Source organism: Kitasatospora sp. NPDC023176 (assembly GCF_055560495.1).
Genome location: NZ_JBVHIP010000021.1, coordinates 133,147 through 148,377 on the forward strand (window position 1 = coordinate 133,147; position 15,231 = coordinate 148,377).

Annotated in this window: 16 protein-coding genes; 5 read left to right on the forward strand and 11 right to left on the reverse strand. The window is 75.1% G+C overall.

Translation table 11 applies throughout. From position 1 onward, the window contains the following. Positions 1 to 523 precede the first annotated feature (523 nt). From pheA to ACZ3YL_RS26375, 7 genes are all read right to left on the reverse strand, one after another. Positions 524 to 1,459, reverse strand: coding sequence for a prephenate dehydratase (gene pheA, locus ACZ3YL_RS26345; protein WP_188302700.1), 936 nt, complete (start codon positions 1,457 to 1,459; stop codon positions 524 to 526). A gap of 131 nt (positions 1,460 to 1,590) precedes the next feature. Further along, a complete protein-coding gene (gene efeB / locus ACZ3YL_RS26350; RefSeq protein ID WP_465660053.1) occupies positions 1,591 to 2,952 on the reverse strand; it encodes an iron uptake transporter deferrochelatase/peroxidase subunit in 1,362 nt (453 codons plus the stop codon). A gap of 5 nt (positions 2,953 to 2,957) precedes the next feature. After that, the gene (locus tag ACZ3YL_RS26355) at positions 2,958 to 5,021 is read right to left on the reverse strand and encodes a copper resistance protein CopC (RefSeq protein WP_465660054.1); all 2,064 of its coding nucleotides are present in this window, start codon (positions 5,019 to 5,021) and stop codon (positions 2,958 to 2,960) included. A gap of 13 nt (positions 5,022 to 5,034) precedes the next feature. Continuing rightward, positions 5,035 to 5,565 carry a copper chaperone PCu(A)C gene (locus tag ACZ3YL_RS26360; protein ID WP_317621207.1) on the reverse strand — a complete coding sequence of 177 codons (531 nt, stop codon included), beginning with the start codon at positions 5,563 to 5,565 and terminating at the stop codon, positions 5,035 to 5,037. Further along, a complete protein-coding gene (locus ACZ3YL_RS26365) occupies positions 5,562 to 6,239 on the reverse strand; it encodes an SCO family protein (protein ID WP_188306532.1) in 678 nt (225 codons plus the stop codon). The genes ACZ3YL_RS26360 and ACZ3YL_RS26365 overlap by 4 nt, the downstream gene beginning before the upstream one ends. Before the next feature lie 82 nt (positions 6,240 to 6,321). Then, positions 6,322 to 7,080, reverse strand: coding sequence for a YcnI family copper-binding membrane protein (locus tag ACZ3YL_RS26370; RefSeq protein ID WP_465660055.1), 759 nt, complete (start codon positions 7,078 to 7,080; stop codon positions 6,322 to 6,324). A 203-nt stretch (positions 7,081 to 7,283) separates the two neighbouring features. After that, positions 7,284 to 8,093, reverse strand: coding sequence for a hypothetical protein (locus ACZ3YL_RS26375; RefSeq protein ID WP_223242677.1), 810 nt, complete (start codon positions 8,091 to 8,093; stop codon positions 7,284 to 7,286). Positions 8,094 to 8,322: 229 nt separating this feature from the next. On the opposite strand from ACZ3YL_RS26375, the gene ACZ3YL_RS26380 reads away from it, so the two are divergent. Next, positions 8,323 to 8,949: an ATP-binding protein gene (locus ACZ3YL_RS26380; protein ID WP_465660056.1), complete on the forward strand. Its 627-nt coding sequence runs from the start codon at positions 8,323 to 8,325 to the stop codon at positions 8,947 to 8,949. A gap of 100 nt (positions 8,950 to 9,049) precedes the next feature. Here ACZ3YL_RS26380 and ACZ3YL_RS26385 read toward each other — a convergent pair whose 3' ends face one another. Continuing rightward, a complete protein-coding gene (locus ACZ3YL_RS26385) occupies positions 9,050 to 9,730 on the reverse strand; it encodes a hypothetical protein (protein ID WP_465660057.1) in 681 nt (226 codons plus the stop codon). A 100-nt stretch (positions 9,731 to 9,830) separates the two neighbouring features. Next, a complete protein-coding gene (locus tag ACZ3YL_RS26390; protein WP_465660058.1) occupies positions 9,831 to 10,793 on the reverse strand; it encodes an LAETG motif-containing sortase-dependent surface protein in 963 nt (320 codons plus the stop codon). A gap of 239 nt (positions 10,794 to 11,032) precedes the next feature. On the opposite strand from ACZ3YL_RS26390, the gene ACZ3YL_RS26395 reads away from it, so the two are divergent. After that, the gene (locus tag ACZ3YL_RS26395) at positions 11,033 to 11,263 is read left to right on the forward strand and encodes a hypothetical protein (protein WP_188306551.1); all 231 of its coding nucleotides are present in this window, start codon (positions 11,033 to 11,035) and stop codon (positions 11,261 to 11,263) included. A gap of 25 nt (positions 11,264 to 11,288) precedes the next feature. After that, entirely contained in the window at positions 11,289 to 12,617 is a 1,329-nt protein-coding gene (locus ACZ3YL_RS26400) for an amidase (RefSeq protein WP_465660059.1), read from the forward strand. A 55-nt stretch (positions 12,618 to 12,672) separates the two neighbouring features. Here ACZ3YL_RS26400 and ACZ3YL_RS26405 read toward each other — a convergent pair whose 3' ends face one another. Further along, complete coding sequence (locus ACZ3YL_RS26405) at positions 12,673 to 13,314, reverse strand: TetR/AcrR family transcriptional regulator (RefSeq protein ID WP_465660060.1); 642 nt, start codon at positions 13,312 to 13,314, stop codon at positions 12,673 to 12,675. 150 nt (positions 13,315 to 13,464) lie between these two features. Between ACZ3YL_RS26405 and ACZ3YL_RS26410 the strand changes: the two genes are divergently transcribed. Both ACZ3YL_RS26410 and ACZ3YL_RS26415 read left to right on the forward strand, forming a co-directional pair. Then, on the forward strand, positions 13,465 to 14,331 hold the full coding sequence (locus tag ACZ3YL_RS26410; RefSeq protein WP_465660061.1) for an alpha/beta hydrolase: 867 nt from the start codon (positions 13,465 to 13,467) through the stop codon (positions 14,329 to 14,331). Then, entirely contained in the window at positions 14,328 to 14,933 is a 606-nt protein-coding gene (locus ACZ3YL_RS26415; protein ID WP_465660062.1) for a TIGR03086 family metal-binding protein, read from the forward strand. The genes ACZ3YL_RS26410 and ACZ3YL_RS26415 overlap by 4 nt, the downstream gene beginning before the upstream one ends. On the opposite strand, the gene ACZ3YL_RS26420 is transcribed toward ACZ3YL_RS26415, so the two are convergent. Continuing rightward, entirely contained in the window at positions 14,930 to 15,073 is a 144-nt protein-coding gene (locus ACZ3YL_RS26420; protein WP_188306556.1) for a hypothetical protein, read from the reverse strand. The genes ACZ3YL_RS26415 and ACZ3YL_RS26420 overlap by 4 nt on opposite strands. Positions 15,074 to 15,231 lie beyond the last annotated feature (158 nt).

A 15,231-nucleotide genomic window follows, 5' to 3' on the forward strand; every position in this document is an offset into this window, starting at 1 on the left:
TTCTGTGGGGAACAGGCGGGGTCCGGATCGGGGGTGGGTTATCCACAGGCCTGGGCCTGGGCCTGTGGATGAGAGGGGATGATCGGCATCCGCTGATCGAAACCGAGGAATTGAGGTTTCAAACCTCAATGAACCTTCTCGGGTGAGGGAATTGAAGCACTCGCACGGGTGATTTGCAGGCAAGCGGGTGACTCTGGTCGGATTAGTCATCTCTGCGACGCAAACCGATGGTCCGACCGGTTCTGGGCAATGGCTATACCGTTTTGTCGACTCATCCCCAGGCCTGTGGATAACTCGCGGCTGTGGACAGCGGGGAGGCCTGTGGACAGCGGCCCCCGGAGCCGGACGTTCCTGTGGATGACGGCACGGTCACCCGCCGCACTTGATCAGTCCGGTCGATAACGGTCGGAAAAGGTCAGAAAGACACCAGATGGCGTTCAGGCGTCCTGGATCACGCCCGGACCGCCGGATGTCCCTGCGCGGATGTGCCCGCTCTCAGATGTCCCCGCTCGGATGTGCCCGCTCAGATGTCCCCGCGCCCGTCGAGCGCCCGGGAGAGCCAGTCCGCCGCCGCGGTGAAATCCTCGTCCGAGGTCCCCGGCCGCCGGTGCCTGGACGCCTGCCGGTCCGCGCGCGGATAGGAACCGAGGAACCGCACCTGCGGACTGATCCGCTTGAGCCCCATCATCGCCTCGGCCACCCGCCGCTCGGACAGGTGCCCCTCGCAGTCGATCAGGAAGCAGTAGTTGCCCAGCCCCTCACCGGTCGGCCGGGACTCGATCCGCATCAGGTTCACCCCGCGCACCGCGAACTCCTGCAGCAGCTCCAGCAGCGCACCCGGGTGGTCGTCCGGCAGCCAGACCACCATCGAGGTCTTGTCCGCCCCGGTCGGCGAGGAGACCCGCCCCGGGCGGCCGACCAGCACGAACCGGGTGGTCGCGCTCTGCGCGTCCGCGATCTCCTTGACCAGCGGGTCCAGCCCGTAGATCGGCGCCGCGAACTCGCCCGCGAACGCCCCGTCGTACCGGCCCTCGGCGACCAGCCGGGCACCGTCCGCGTTGGAGGCGGCCGACTCCCAGACGGCGTCCGGCAGGTTGGCCGCCAGCCACTTGCGCACCTGCGGCTGGGCCACCGGGTGGCTGGTCACCGTCTTGACCCCGGTCAGTTCGGTGCCCGGCCGCACCAGCAGCGCGAAGCTGATCGGCAGCAGCACCTCACGGTAGATCATCAGCGGTGCGCCGGCGGCGAGTTCGTCGTTGGTCGCGGTGACCGCGCCCTCCACCGAGTTCTCGATCGGCACGAACGCCCCGGCGGCCTCCCCGCCGCGCACCGCCTCCAGCGCCAGCGCCACCGAGGACAGCGGCACCAGCTCCCGGGTCGCCGCCTCGGGCAGGGTGTGCAGCGCCGCCTCGGTGAAGGTGCCGGCCGGGCCGAGGTAGGTGTAGCGGGTGGCCGACATGACGCCTCCGTGGAGAGAACGGGAGTGGTACCGGGGCAGGGTGTGCCGAAGCAGTCACCATAACGACTCCGCGGCCCCGGCAGGACGGCGTTCCACCGGCCGGGACCGCTCCACCGCGGTGGGGGCCGGAACTACCCCTCCAGCAGCTGCTGCCCGAGGTACCCTCCGGCCGGCACCCCCGGCGGGACGGCGTACAGCCCGCTCGCCTCGTGCCGCAGGAAGCGGGACAGCCCGTCGCCCCGGGAGAGCTTGCGCTGCACCGGGGTGAAGCCCCTGCGGGGGTCGGCCTGGAAGGCGAGGAAGAGCAGTCCGGCGTCCGGTGAGCCGTCCGGCAGCGCCCCGTCGTGGTACGAGAAGCCGCGCCGCAGCATCGCTGCCCCGCCGTTGCCCGCCGGGGCGGCGACCCGTACGTGGGCGTCGGAGGGGATCGCGAGCCCGCCGTCCGGGCCCTGGGCGCCGAGGTCCACCGGGGTGCCCTCGCCCGATCCGGCCGGCGCGTTCAGCGGCGAACCGTCCGCCTTGCGCCGTCCGATCACCCGCTCCTGACGCTCCACCGGCAGCTCCTCCCAGTGGTCCAGCAGCATCCGGATCCGCCGGAACACCAGGTACGAGCCTCCGGCCAGCCAGGCCGGCTGGTCCCCGCCGGCGGTGCAGAACACCTTGGCGGCGAAGCCGTCCTCGCCCGGCTTGGGGTTGTTGGTGCCGTCGATCTGGCCCATCAGGTTGCGCCCGGTCATCGGGCGGGCGGTGGCGCCGGGGGTCCGGGCGAAGCCGGCCGACTGCCAGCGCAGCGTCGCCGTGCCGGCCGCCAGCTTCTGCAGGGTCCGCAGGGCGTGCACCGTCACCAGCGCGTCGTCGGCGCCGAGCTGGACGAACAGGTCGCCCTCGCCGCGCGCCGGGTCCAGCGCCTCGCCGGGGAAGGCGGGCAGCGGTTCGAGGGCCGCCGGGCGGCGGTCGGCCAGCCCGGCCTTGTCGAACAGCGCGGCGCCGAGGCCGAGCGTGAGGGTGAGCGAGCAGGGCCCGGCGTCCAGCGCGACCTGGTTGTCGAACTCCTCGGCCGGCTCCCCGGCGGTCAGCCGGTCGACGGCCTTGGTCCAGCGCTGCAGCAGGGCGCGCAGCCCGTCCCGGCCGGCCCCGTCGACCAGGTCGAAGGCGGCCAGCTGGACCCGGGCCTGCTGGGGTTCGAGGATGCCGGCCTGGTGCTCGCCGCGGAACGGCACCCGGCCCGCGCCGAGCGCGCCGCCCGTCGGGTGCGCGTCGGTGCCCGGCCGGCCGTAGGCGACCGCCCCGGCCACGCCGGCCCCGGCGCCGACCAGCAGTCCGGCACCGGCCGTGCCGAGCAGTGCCCGCCGGGTGAAGCCCGCCGGGGTCGCCCCCTGCCGTCCCCCCGCGTCCAGTCCCACCGCGTCCTGTTCCACCGCGTCCTGTTCCGCCGCACCCTGTTCCACCGCGTCCTGCTCCGCCGTGTCGGGTGCCGCCGTGTCCGGATCCACCGCGCTCACCCGACCTTGAACGACTGGGTCGGGGTGGTCTGGTCGATGTCGGAGGAACGGATCTGCACCGAGACCACCCAGGTGCCGCCCAGCGGCAGCTGCGCGGTGCCGCTCCAGCGGCCGGTGCCCTCCGGGGTGAGCGCGACGGGCAGCGGGCCGAGGTCGCGGTCCGGCAGGGTGAAGGCGAGCTGCACCTCGGGGACGTCCACCGGCTTGCCGTCCGCGCCGTCCAGCGCGAGCTTGACCTCATTCGGGCCGGTCCGGGCCGGGTTGAGGGTGACGGTCGCGATGCCCTTGGCGTTCGGGGTCCGGCCCTTGGTGTCGTACGGCAGCTTGAGCTCCACCGTGCGGCCCGGCTCGGTCTGCGGGGCGGCCGCGGAGCCACCCGCCACCGGGGCGGCGGTCCCGGCCGCCTTGACCTCGCCCGCCACCCGCCCGGGCGGGGAGTTGGTGAGCATCGTGGTGACCACCAGCACCGCCACCGCGACCAGCGCCTCGACCAGCACCGAGCGGCGCAGCCCGGCGCGGGTCGGGGTCAGTCCGCGCTCGCGCCCGGCGCTCGCCGCGGCGGCCCGCTGGCGCTCCAGCTGGGCCCGTCGGACCGGGTCCTCGCCGTGCGCCGCGGCGCCGACCGGCTCGGGCACCTCGGCCCGTTCGACCTCCGCCGCCTCGGCCGGGGCCGAGCGCAGCCGGGCCAGCCAGCCGCGGGAGATCCAGGCGACGCCCAGCATCACGACCACGCAGCCGGACTTCACCAGCAGCAGCTTCCCATACTCGGTGCCGGTCAGCGCGCCCCAGCTGCCCAGGCCCCGCCAGGACTGGTAGATGCCGGTGCCGGCCAGCACGGCCACCGAACCGAAGGCGATCTTCGAGAAGCGGTCCACCACCTCGGCGCCGACGCCCTCGCGCAGCGCGACCAGCAGCGAGGCCAGGCCGCCCAGCCAGAGCGCCATCGCGATCAGGTGCAGGATGCCGAACGGCAGCGCCAGCCAGACCTGGATGCCCACCGAGGCGTGGTCGGCGCCGACCCAGGTCGCCGAGAGCGCCACGGCCAGCACCAGTCCGGCCACGCCCAGGCCGAGCCGGGCCTCGCGCTGCGGCCGCTCGGCGGCCCGCTGCTCCAGCGCGCGCAGTTCGGCGGCCTCGGCGTCCTCGCCCCGGTCCTCCTGCTCGCCCGCCGCTGCGGCCACCGGCCTCGGCGGCTGCCCCAGCTGCCCGACCAGCAGCGACAGGAAGATCCCGGCCGCCGCGAGCAGCAGCAGCCGGGCGGCCAGCGCGGTGCCGATCCGCTCGTCCAGGGTGGCGCGCACCAGCGACAGGTCGAGGGCCTGCCCGATGCCCGAGCCGCGCTCGTACGGGCCGCGCAGCATCAGCACCGCGACGGTCGAGGCCAGCAGCGCCGTCCAGCCGGTCATCAGCAGCCGCTGCACCGGACGCCGGGCGGCGCCGGCCGGCCAGCAGACCAGCACGAAGGCGGCGACCCCGGCGAGCAGCGCGAACGCCGCGTAGGCGACGGTGCGCCCGGTCCCGTACAGGGCGGCGACCAGGGTGTCGGCCTTGGCGCCCTGGAGCGCGGTGGTGGACACCGAGGTGTCCGAGGGCGCGCCGATGGAGAAGGTGAACGCCCCGCCGACCGGGTGCGAGTCCTCCGAGACGGCCCGCCACGCGACGGTGTACGTGCCGTTGGCGAGCCCGCTGTTCAGGCCGACCCGGGCGGTGTTGCCCTTGCCGTCGGCGTGCGCCGGGTTGCCGGTGTCCACGGCCTTGCCGGCCGGGTCGAGCACCCGGACCGAGTCCCCGGACAGCGAGACGCTCTCGCTGAAGGTCAGCGTCACCGCCGGCGGGGCGGTGGCGACCACCGAGTTCTGCGCCGGGTCGGTGGCGTCCAGGGTGGCGTGCGCGGAGGCCGGCGCGGCGCCGGCGAGCATCAGCGCGAGCAGCGCGCCGAGTGTCCCCAGCGCGGCGGCGACGCGCCGGGGGACGCTCCGGTGGCGAGCGGTCGGGGGCTGGGCGGTCGGGGGCTGAACGGTCCGGGGGCGGGCGGTTCGGCGGTGGGCGGCCTTCTCCATGCTGGCGGGTCCCCTAACTCTGGCCTGGGCGGTAGGTGAGCTCCTTGACCGGCACCTTGACGGAGATGGTGCCGGACTTGGCGAAGGTCAGGTCGAGCTCCAGCTCGTCGCCCAGGGCGGGGGCCTTCTGCCAGTCCATGATCATCAGATGGGTGCCGCCGCGGGTGAGCTGGAGCGCGCCGTGCGCGGGCACGTCCAGACTGTTCACCTGCTCCATGGTCGAGGCGGTCGAGCGGTGCATGGTGACCGACCCGGCGGCCGGGCTGGTCACCTTGAGCAGCTGGTCCGGCCCGCCGTCGTTGCGCACGGTCAGGTAGCCGGCGCCCATCCCGCCGGCCGGGGGCAGCGGGATGTAGGAGTCGGCCACGCTCAGCTTCGCCGGACCGGCGTCCGCCGACGTGCCGCCCTGGCCGCCCGTCCCGCAGGCCGCGAGTATCGCCCCGCCGCCGAGGACCGTCGCCAGCACCGCGCCGGCCAGCGCCGAGCGGCGGAACCGCCGGTTCCCCGGACTCCTCCCGTCGGTGGGCTCGCTTCGCTCGCTCACGCCGCGACCCCCTTGGCGAGCAGCGGCAGGTCGTGCTCGTAGGTCTTCTCCTCGGTGCCGCTCATGTAGAGGACGTGCGCCTTGTCGTCCGAGGGGAGGAAGGCCAGCACCTGGGCGCCGTGGGTGGAGGTGACGGTGCCGTCCGCGTTGACCACCGGGTCCTCGATCATGATTCCGAGCGACCTGGCGGCGGTCTTCACCTTCGCCAGGTCCCCGGTGAGGCCTATGAAGTCGGTGCCCATCGAGTCCAGCCAGGTGCGCAGCACCTTGGGGGTGTCGCGCTGGGGGTCGGTGGAGACGAAGACGACGTTGACCTTCTTCCGGTCCTCCGCGGAGAGCGCCTTCATCGCCACGCCGATGTCGCCCATGGTGGTCGGGCAGACGTCCGGGCAGCTGGTGTAGCCGAAGAACAGCAGGGTGGCCTTGCCGTTGGTCTGCTGCCGCAGGTCGTACGGCTGGCCGGAGGTGTCGGTCAGCTGGAGGTCCGGCTTCTCGAAGTTCTTCGCCAGCTTGGTGCCCTGGTACGGGGTGTCCTCCTTCTGCTGGACGACCTTGGCGGCGGAGGAGTCGCCGCCGGAGGAGCCGCAGGCGGACAGGGTCAGCGCGGCGGCCAGGGCGAGCGCGGCGGCGCCGGCCAGCCGGGCGGTGCGGGACGGGCGGGTGGTTCGGGGCATGGTGGATCCGATCAGGCGCGATGGACCGCCGGCGGGGCCGTACCCGGTACGGGTGCGGGGTACGGCCCCGCCGGCGCGGGGGTCAGGAGGCGGAGCCGCTGTTCTTCCGGCGCAGGCCGAGCACGCCGACGGCGGTGCCGATCACGCCGACCACGATGCCGACCACGCCCAGGGTGCGGGCGGTGCTGTCGCTGGACTTGCCGTCGTCGGCGGCGGAGGCGGCGTGGTCGGAGCTGTCCCCGTGGGCGCCGCCGGCCGGGGAGGCGGAGGCGGTGACGCCGTGGCCGTCACCGGCGGCGGCCTTGGTGAGCTTCAGGGTCGGGGCCGGGTGGGCCGGCTCGGGCTGGCCGGCCTGGGCCTCGTCGATCCAGCGGACGACGTCGCCGTTGTCGTAGGTCTGCAGCGCCTTGAACGCCATGCTGTCGGCGTCGGTCGGCAGCGGGCCGAGCGAGACCCGGAACTCCTGGAACTGGCCGGGGGCGATCTTGGTGCCCGGGTCGGCGGTCCAGGTGATCTTGGAGGCGGCCTCGTTGACGTCGCTGCCGTGCACCTTGATCGGCTTGTCGAGCTTGGCCTTCTCGACGGTCGCCGTCCAGCCCGTCATCGGCAGGGTCCGGACGGACGCCAGCGGGTGGTCCAGCGGCAGGTTGACCTCCAGCTTCACCGTGCTCGCCGTGTCGCTCTCGTTCGGCACCTGGAAGTTCACGGCCGTGTAGCCGCCCTGGGCGGCCGTACCCGGGTTCACGGTGACGTGCGCGAAGGCCGGGCCGGCCAGCGCCACCACGGAGGCGGCGGCGGTCATGGCGACAGCGGCGATACGACGGGTGGGAAGGGAACGCATGATGGGGGTCTCCGATCGGAGCTGGGCGGCCGGCCGCACCGGGCAACGGGGGAACCGTGCCTCGGCGGCGCCGCACGCGCGGACGTGAGTGGGGGCAGAGCCAGGGGCCGCCGTCGCCGTGGGCGGACGGGAACGACCCGGACACCGCGCACCTCACCGGCACGCCACCGGCACCCCACCTCGGGGCGCGCGGAAACACCGGATCAGTACGCGAAGGCCCCGCACGGCGGACCGCGCCGCACCACGCTGTGCCGCAGCACCGCACCCGCGGAGAGCCGGCTCCCGCCGCCCCCCGCACCGAACCGGCGGACCGGACCGGCCGCACCGGACAGACCGCGCAGCAACACGGCCACCAGCACCAGCGCCCACCGCAGCGGCGTCGCCCAGTGCTCCCGGGCCGCCGACGCGGCCACCCGCACCAGCCGCCACAGCGCCGCCTCGCCGCGCCGCAGCCACCAGCCCGCCACCAGCGCGGCGGCCAGGTGCCCGGCCAGCATCGACGGCGTCATCCCCAGCACGCCGCCCTGCCACCACGGCGCGGCGGCGTACGCGTGCGGATCCAGACCCGCCGAGGACACCAGCTGCTCCGGCGAGGCGCCGCCCGGCAGACCGACCAGCGTGCCCGGACGCGCCTCGTTGCAGATCAGCCGGCCGGCCGCCTGCGGCATCGTCATCGCACCGTGGTCCATGCCCGCGAAGCCGTGGCCGCCGAGACCGTGGAACAGGCAGTGCAGCCCCAGCTGCCCGGCGCCCAGCGCCCCGGCGATGGCCGCCAGCGAACGCTCCCGTCCACCGCACGCCACCGCGAGCACCAGCACCGCGGCGAAACCCGTCGCCAACGCGGCCGGCGGCACGTTCCCGCCACCCGCCAGCGCGTGCCCGGCGGCCGCTATCAGCGTGCACACCACCGCGAACGGGACCGCCCGGGCAAGCCGCAGGTCCCAGGCGGCGGCCCCCACCGGCCGAGCCGGTACAGGGGTGCCCTGGAACGGGGTGGCGGGGAGGGCAGTCATGGCCGGGACATCATCTCATCGCGTACACCGCCGACACGGGCAGGGTGGGAAATCCCTACGAATGCCCCGTTCGGCCGCGGCGCGCACCCCGCGGCATGCGCCCTTCGGCACAGACCCCGTCCCCAGTCCATCCGCCGAACGGGCGGTAGCCGCCCCTGGGCACGGTTCACCGCCGAATCGCCCGGAGATACCTAGTTGTATGTGGAGCCGCAGCCAGGAGGGACCTCCCGTGGACATCTGGTGGACTCTGCACCTCAAGCGCGACCCGGCCAGCGTCCCGCTGGCCCGTCGCATCCTGCTCGGTGCGATGGCGACCGCGGGCGTCGACCCGCAGATCGCCGACGACCTCGGCGTCGCCATCACCGAGGCCTGCGCCAACGCCGTCGAACACGGCGCCACCGGCCGACCCGACGACGGCTTCCAGGTCACCGCCTCCATCAACGGCGACCGCCTGCGGATCGAGGTCACCGACTCCGGCCCCGGCCTGCCCGCCCCCAGCGCCCCGCCCGCCCGCCGCCCGGTCACCCACCCCGCCGCCGCCGGCCGCGGGCCCCGCCGCTCCCGCCGCGCCCGCGCCACTGTCCCGGCCCGCGTCCTCACCGCCCACCGCCCCCGCCGCGACGGCCACCCGTACGACACCCACGTCCTCCCCCACCGCGCCCCGGCCCCCAGCCTCCGCCCGGTCGACCTGGACACCCTCCCCGACCTCACCGCCGAATCCGGCCGCGGCCTCTTCCTCATCCACGCCCTCACCGACCACGTCCAGCTCCGCAACCACCCGCTCCGCGGGGCCATCGTGAGCTTCGACAAGATCCTCAAGTGGCAGGACGACGCGCTGCTCCGCGTGGCCTCGTAGCCGGTGCCCGCCGCGCCGGGGCTGTCGTGGGGTGATCGGTGGCGGCGGCTCGGTCGTGCGGGGCCGCATCTGTGGCGCCCCGGGCTGGTGGCCGGGGTGGTCAGTCGGTGGTGGGGCGGCGGCGGGTGAGGAGGAGGAGGGTGGCGCCGAGGAGGAGGGTGGTGGTGCCGGCGATGGCGAGGGGGCGGGTGGCGGCGCCGGCGCCGGTGTCGGCGAGGTGGTTGGGGGCCGGGGTGTGGTCGTTGGGGGTGAGGGGGCCCGTGTAGGTGGCGGTGAGCTGGGGGCAGGTGTACTTCTTCGCCGGGGCGGAGCCGCTCGGGAGGACCTCGGACTTGGCGGTGAAGGTGAGGCGGTGGTCGCCGTGCGGGGCTCCGGCGGCGAGCCGCACCTGGAGGGTGAGCTTCTGGCCCTGGGGGAGCTGGTAGCCGCCGGTGTTGACCGGGGTGCCGGTGACGGTGAGGGGCTTCCAGGCGCCGGCTCCCGCGCGGAGTTCGAGGGGGAGGCTGCCGCCGCCGGCGTCGGCGAGGGCGACGGTGGTGGCGAGCTGCTTGACCGTCGCGGTGCTGGTGTTGGTGAAGGTGACGGAGAGTTCGCCCGGGGCGTCGCTGGTGCCGGTGGCCGGGATCGGGTCGGCGGTGGTGCCTTCCGGGCAGTCGCCGGAGGCGGTGGACGGCGCGGCCGAGGGGGTGTCGGCGGCGTGGGCGGGGGCCGTGGCGAGCGCGACCGGACCGGCGGTGAGCACGAGCAGGGTGCAGGCGGCGGGAAGGCGGGCGGGACGCATCGGCGGGCTCCAGCGGTGGGGTCGGGGTTCGCTCTCCGGGGGAAGACCACCGAGGGGCCCGAACGGTTGTCCGCGGCCCCTCGGTTCATTTGGCGGAGGATCAGCTGTGCGCGCCGGCCTTGCGGCGGCGCAGGACGAACAGGGTACCGGCGCCGGCCGCCAGCACCGCGGCGCCGCCGAGGGCGATCGGCAGCGTGGTGGAGTCGGCACCGGTGTGGGCCAGTTCCGGACCGGCCGAGGCCGAGGCGGTGGCGGTGGCCGTGGTGGCGCCGGGCGCGGGGGCGGCGGCCGTGGCCGGGGCGGAGGGCGTACCGGTGGTGGCCGGAGCCGGGGTGCCGTCGACAACCTTGAAGGGCGTGGCGACGCGGTAGGTGCCGGTGAAACCGGTGCAGCTGCCTTCCGGACCCTGGCGCACACCGGGGACGTCCTTGCTGAGGAAGGACTCGGAGGCGCCGTCGAGCTGGGCGAAGTAGTCGGCGCTCAGCGCCTTGCCGGTGGCGGCGAGGCGCACCTGGAGGGTGAGCTTCTCGCCCTTGGCGAGCTTGAACGTGCCGAGGTCGGCGCGGAGGTAGGTCATGTTGTTCTCGATGGCGTCCTGGCCGATGGGCTTCCAGTCGCCACCGGGGAGCTTCAGCTGGACGGTGAAGGCGTCCTTGCCCCAGGTGGGCTGGTTGGGCGCGCCCTCCTCGCCGATGTCGGTGACGAAGAAGTGGGTGCTGAGCTTCTTCAGGTCGACGGGGGTGTCGTTCTCGAAGGTCACGGTCGCCTCCTGCGCGCTGCCGCCCTTGGTCAGGGTGACGCCGGCCAGGCCGCTGCCGGTGACCTTGAGGTTCTCCACGTGGTACCCGCCCGGGCAGGGGCCGCTGGGCGAGGGCATCGGCGCGATCGGCAGGTGGGGCGGCAGGGTGGTGGGGCCGCCGGTGGGGGCGGTGGGGGCGCTCGGGGCCGCGGTGGTGGAGGGGGTCACGGGGATCCCGACGGCGCCGGCGGTGGCGGCGCCGACCGTGGCACCGAGGGTGAGGGCGACCAGGGCCGCGGAGGCCAGGAGACGGGAAGAGCGCACGATCGGTGCTCCAGCTGTGGAGTGGGGGAAGGCCGTGGTGGGCGACGCGGGCCCGGGCGCGGGGCGCCGGTCCGGGTCGCGATCGCGCACACTATCGAGCCACGGTGGCCGGATCCGGACGGGGGTGGCGCGGTTCGAACGAGGCCCGGCGGGCCTTGTGTCGTTGGTGTACGGGGGAGGTCCGAACCGGCGAGGCGGCCCCGGTTGCCGGGGGCGGGGGGCGGTCGGACGATGGGGGCATGATGCACCAGATGCGAGCCGAGTACGGTCCCCAGGGGGAGGCCGCCGGGGTGCGGCTGTGGCACATGGTCCGGGGCGGGCAGAGCGTGGCGATGTGCGGCCGGGAGCTCGATTCCGGGGCGCCGGTGCGGGAGGCGGTGGACTGGGGGCGGACCCCGGAGCTGTGCTGCCACACCTGCGGGGCGTACTTCCTGCGCGAGGCGCCGTACCTGTCGGCCGAGCACCAGTGAGCGACCGGCCGCTACCGTGCTCGGCATGGAGGAGTCCCTGGTCCGGCCCCGGTCGCTGACCGTCGAGGCCACCGCGCTGCGTTCCGGTGCGTCCGCCCTGCCCGAGTACGTCGACCGGTTCTGCGCGCTGGTCGAGCGGGTGGACCCGCTGCTCCGCGCCTTCGTGGCGGAGTCCGGGCGGCATGCCCGACTGCGGGAGCGGGCGCGGGAGTTGGCCGCGCGGTACCCCGTTCCGGCGGGGCGGCCGCCGCTGTACGGGGTGGCGGTGGGGGTCAAGGACATCGTGCACGTGGACGGGCTGCCGACCCACGGCGGGTCGGCCCTGCCGCCGGGGGTGCTGGCGGGGCCGCAGGCCGTGGTGGTGGACCGGTTGCTGGCGGCGGGGGCGCTGGTCGCGGGCAAGACGGTGACCGCCGAGTTCGCGGCGAGCGCCCCGGGGCCGACCCGCAATCCGCACCGTCCGGGGCACACCCCGGGTGGTTCCAGCAGTGGTTCGGCGGCGGCGGTCGCGGCCGGGCTGGTGCCGTTGGCGATCGGCACCCAGACGGTCGGGTCGGTGATCAGGCCGGCCGCGTACTGCGGGGTGGTGGGTTTCCGGCCGACGTACGGGCGGATCCCGATCGCGGGGGTGATCCCGAACGCGCCGAGCTTCGACACCCTGGGGGTGTTCACCGCCGACCTGGCGGGCGCGGCACTGGCGGCCTCGCTGCTCTGTGACGACTGGCGGACCGGGGGAGCGGAGACGGCGGAGACGGCGGGGCCGGCGGGGCCGGTGGTCGGGGTGCCGGACGGCCCGTACCTGGAGCGGGCCGAACCGGCCGCGCGGCGGGTCTTCGAGGAGTGGCTGGAACGGCTGGCGCGGGCCGGGGTGACGGTGCGCCGGGTGCCGCTGTTCCCCGACTTCGCCGAGGTGACACGGCAGTTGCAGACCGTCAACCGGTTCGAGCTGGCCCGCGGTCATGCCGACTGGTTCGCCCGGTTCGGCGGGCTGTACCGGCCGGAGACGGTGGCGAGCATCCGGGTCGGGCAGGGGGTCGCGGCGGAGGACCGGGTGGCCGCGCTGCAGTTCCGCGAGCGGCTGCGCGAGCGGGTGGCCGGGGCGGCCGCCGAGGCCGGGGTGGACCTGTGGCTGGCGCCGTCCGCGCCCGGTGGGGCGCCGGAGGGGCTGCACAGCACCGGGGACGCGGTGATGTCGCTGCCGTGGAGCTTCCTCGGCCTGCCCGCGCTGAGCCTGCCGGCCGGGCGGACTCCGGACGGGCTGCCGCTGGGGCTGCAGGTGGTCGGCGCGGTGGGCGGGGACGAGCGGCTGCTGGCCCAAGCCGCCCTGCTGGAGCGGGTGTTGGTGAGGCCTTAGGGCCCGCCTTCAAGCCCCCGGCGTCGCCCCGGAGGCGGGAGTCGGAAGACCGGCCTCAGGCCAGGGCCGGGTCGGCGGGGTCGGTGGCCTCGGCGCGCAGCAGGCGGAGCAGGAGGCGGCCGGCCCGCTGGTACGGGATGTCCTCCTCGTGCAGCACGGCCTGGGAGTTGGCCGTCTCCAGCACCGCGATCAGGGCGAAGGCGAGGTCGCCGAGGTCGGTGCCGGGGCGCAGGGTGCCGGCCGTACGGGCTTCGGCGAGGGCTTCGGCGACGGTGTCGTGCCACTCCCGGGCGCAGTCGGCCAGGGCGTCCCGGACGGTGCCGGGGCGGGCGTCGAACTCGGCGGTGACCTCGTAGAAGAAGCAGCCGCCGGGGAAGACCCGGGCCCGGGAGTAGGCGAGCCAGCTCTCGCACAGCGCCCGGGCTTTGGCGAGGCCGGGCGGGGTGTCGGCGACCGGGGCGACGACGGCGTCGGCGAAGATCCGGCGGGCGGCGCGGATGGTGGCGAGCTGTAGCTCCTCCTTGGAGCCGAAGCCGGCGAAGACGCCGCTCTTGCTGAGTCCGAGGTCGGTGGCGAGGCGGCCGATGGACAGGGCGTCCAGGCCTTCGACGGAGGCGATCTCGACGGCGCGGCGCAGGACCGCCCGGCGGGTCTCCTCGCCGCGCAGGACCCGTCCGTCCGTGGTCGGTCCGGCCATCGTGCGTCCTCGTTCCTCTCGCGGGGGGTGTCGCCCAGGGTAGTGCGCCGTCCGTGGGTCGTTCTGAAAACTGCACGAACGGTCGTGCTAATATCTCGCCGCGAGCAAGGAGCGAGCGCAAGGCCCAGGAGCGAAGAGCAGGGAGACCCGATGGACCCCGCCCAGGCACTGATCCGCACCGCCCTCAACCCGACCGCCCGGATCGCCCCCGGCCTGGCCGGGCGAGCCGCCTTCGAACTGTTCCGGCACCCACTGCGGCGCAGCCGGGTCCGGACCGCCGAGCAGGAGGTCCACCGGCGGGCCGCCCGCGAACCGCTCGCCGTGCACGGCAAACCCGTGGTCGGCTACCGCTGGGGCAGCGGTGAGCGCCCCGTCCTGCTGCTGCACGGCTGGCGCTCCCGGGCCTCCCGCTTCGCGCCGTTCGTCCCCCGGCTGCGCGCCCTCGGCCTCAGCGCCGTCGCCTTCGACGCGCCGGGCCACGGCGACTCCGGCGGGCGCGGCACCAGCGTGCTGGAGTACCGCGAACTCGCGCTCCGACTCCAGGACCGGTACGGGCCGTTCGAGGCCGTGGTGGCCCACTCGCTGGGCGTCTGCGCGGCCTTCGGGGCGCTCGGCGACGGCCTGCGGGCGGGGCGGCTGGCGGCCGTCTCCGGGGTGTCCGAGGTCGGCTTCTTCCCGGGTGCCTTCTGCGCCGGACTCGGCCTGGACGCCACCGTCGAGCGGGCGCTGCGCAGCCGGATCGAGCGTGACCTCTTCGCCGGTGACGCCGGGGTCTGGGAGCGCTACGACGCCGCGCTCCGGGCGGAGGCGATCAGCCTGCCCGTCCTGGTGGTGCACGACGAGGGCGACGACGTGGTGCCGATCGCCCAGGCGCACCGGCTGGCGCGGGCGTACGGTGAGCGACTCGACCTGGTGGTCACCCGGGGGCTCGGCCACCGCCGGATCATCGGGGAACCGGCTGTCGTTGACCAGGTGATCGGATTCATCTCTGCGGGACTGGGGGTAACTGCCGCATGAAACTCGTCGAACTGCACGCACGGGCCATGGACTTGGCCGTCGAGGTGGTGGACACCGTCCGGCCGGACCAGCTGGACCTGCCCACCCCGTGCGCCGGCTGGACGCTGCGCCGGCTGCTGGAGCACTGCGTGGGCCAGCACCAGGGCTTCGCCGCGGCCGCCCGCGGCGCCGGGCCGGACCTCGCGCTCTTCGCGGACGCCCCGCTGGGCGCGGACCCGGCGGCGGACTTCCGCCGCACCGGCGCCGACCTCACCGCGGCCTTCCGGGAGGCGGCCGCCGCCGAACGGGCGCTCTGGCTGCCGGAGATCCGCGACGGCGGGCCCTTCCCGCTCGCCCAGGCCGTCGGCTTCCACCTGGTGGACACCCTCGTGCACGGCTGGGACGTCGCCGCCGCGCTGGGCGGCGCGGAGCGGCTGGTCGCGGCGGTGGACGGCGACGACGCCCTCGCCGACGCGCTGCTGGCGGTCTCCGAGGCCGTCCCGGACACCCCGGAGGCCCGCGCGCCCGGCCGGGCCTTCCGCCCGGGGCTGGCGCCCGACGGCGAGGGCCGGTTCGACCGGGCCCTGGCGCTGCTCGGGCGCGACCCGGCCTGGAAGGCCTAAGCGGCCCGCCGGGAGTCGAAGTCGCGCTTCTCGTCGCCGCGCTTCTCGTCCGGGAAGCGCGGCCCGCCGATCAGGAAGAACAGTGCGGCGGTCGGAAAGCCGAGCCCGGCGGCGACCAGCACGATGAACTGCCAGAACATCTTCCGCTCCTCGTCAGTCCCGGGCCGCCGGGGCACCCGAAGGTGGTCCCAAACCCGACCGGCCCTGAATGGCCGAATTGTCCGGTCGTTATCCGACGGTATGGCCGAATCGCCCCCGCTGCCACCGGACACCGGGCCCCGGCCCGCACCCCAACCGT

Coding starts and splice junctions, on each gene's coding strand:
- pheA (WP_188302700.1), bottom strand. CDS start 1,459: ATGTCGGCCACCCGCTACACCTACCTCGGCCCGGCCGGCACCTTCACC.
- ACZ3YL_RS26355 (WP_465660054.1), bottom strand. CDS start 5,021: ATGGAGAAGGCCGCCCACCGCCGAACCGCCCGCCCCCGGACCGTTCAG.
- ACZ3YL_RS26365 (WP_188306532.1), bottom strand. CDS start 6,239: ATGCCCCGAACCACCCGCCCGTCCCGCACCGCCCGGCTGGCCGGCGCC.
- ACZ3YL_RS26370 (WP_465660055.1), bottom strand. CDS start 7,080: ATGCGTTCCCTTCCCACCCGTCGTATCGCCGCTGTCGCCATGACCGCC.
- ACZ3YL_RS26375 (WP_223242677.1), bottom strand. CDS start 8,093: ATGACTGCCCTCCCCGCCACCCCGTTCCAGGGCACCCCTGTACCGGCT.
- ACZ3YL_RS26385 (WP_465660057.1), bottom strand. CDS start 9,730: ATGCGTCCCGCCCGCCTTCCCGCCGCCTGCACCCTGCTCGTGCTCACC.
- ACZ3YL_RS26395 (WP_188306551.1), top strand. CDS start 11,033: ATGATGCACCAGATGCGAGCCGAGTACGGTCCCCAGGGGGAGGCCGCC.
- ACZ3YL_RS26400 (WP_465660059.1), top strand. CDS start 11,289: ATGGAGGAGTCCCTGGTCCGGCCCCGGTCGCTGACCGTCGAGGCCACC.
- ACZ3YL_RS26405 (WP_465660060.1), bottom strand. CDS start 13,314: ATGGCCGGACCGACCACGGACGGACGGGTCCTGCGCGGCGAGGAGACC.
- ACZ3YL_RS26410 (WP_465660061.1), top strand. CDS start 13,465: ATGGACCCCGCCCAGGCACTGATCCGCACCGCCCTCAACCCGACCGCC.
- ACZ3YL_RS26415 (WP_465660062.1), top strand. CDS start 14,328: ATGAAACTCGTCGAACTGCACGCACGGGCCATGGACTTGGCCGTCGAG.
- ACZ3YL_RS26420 (WP_188306556.1), bottom strand. CDS start 15,073: ATGTTCTGGCAGTTCATCGTGCTGGTCGCCGCCGGGCTCGGCTTTCCG.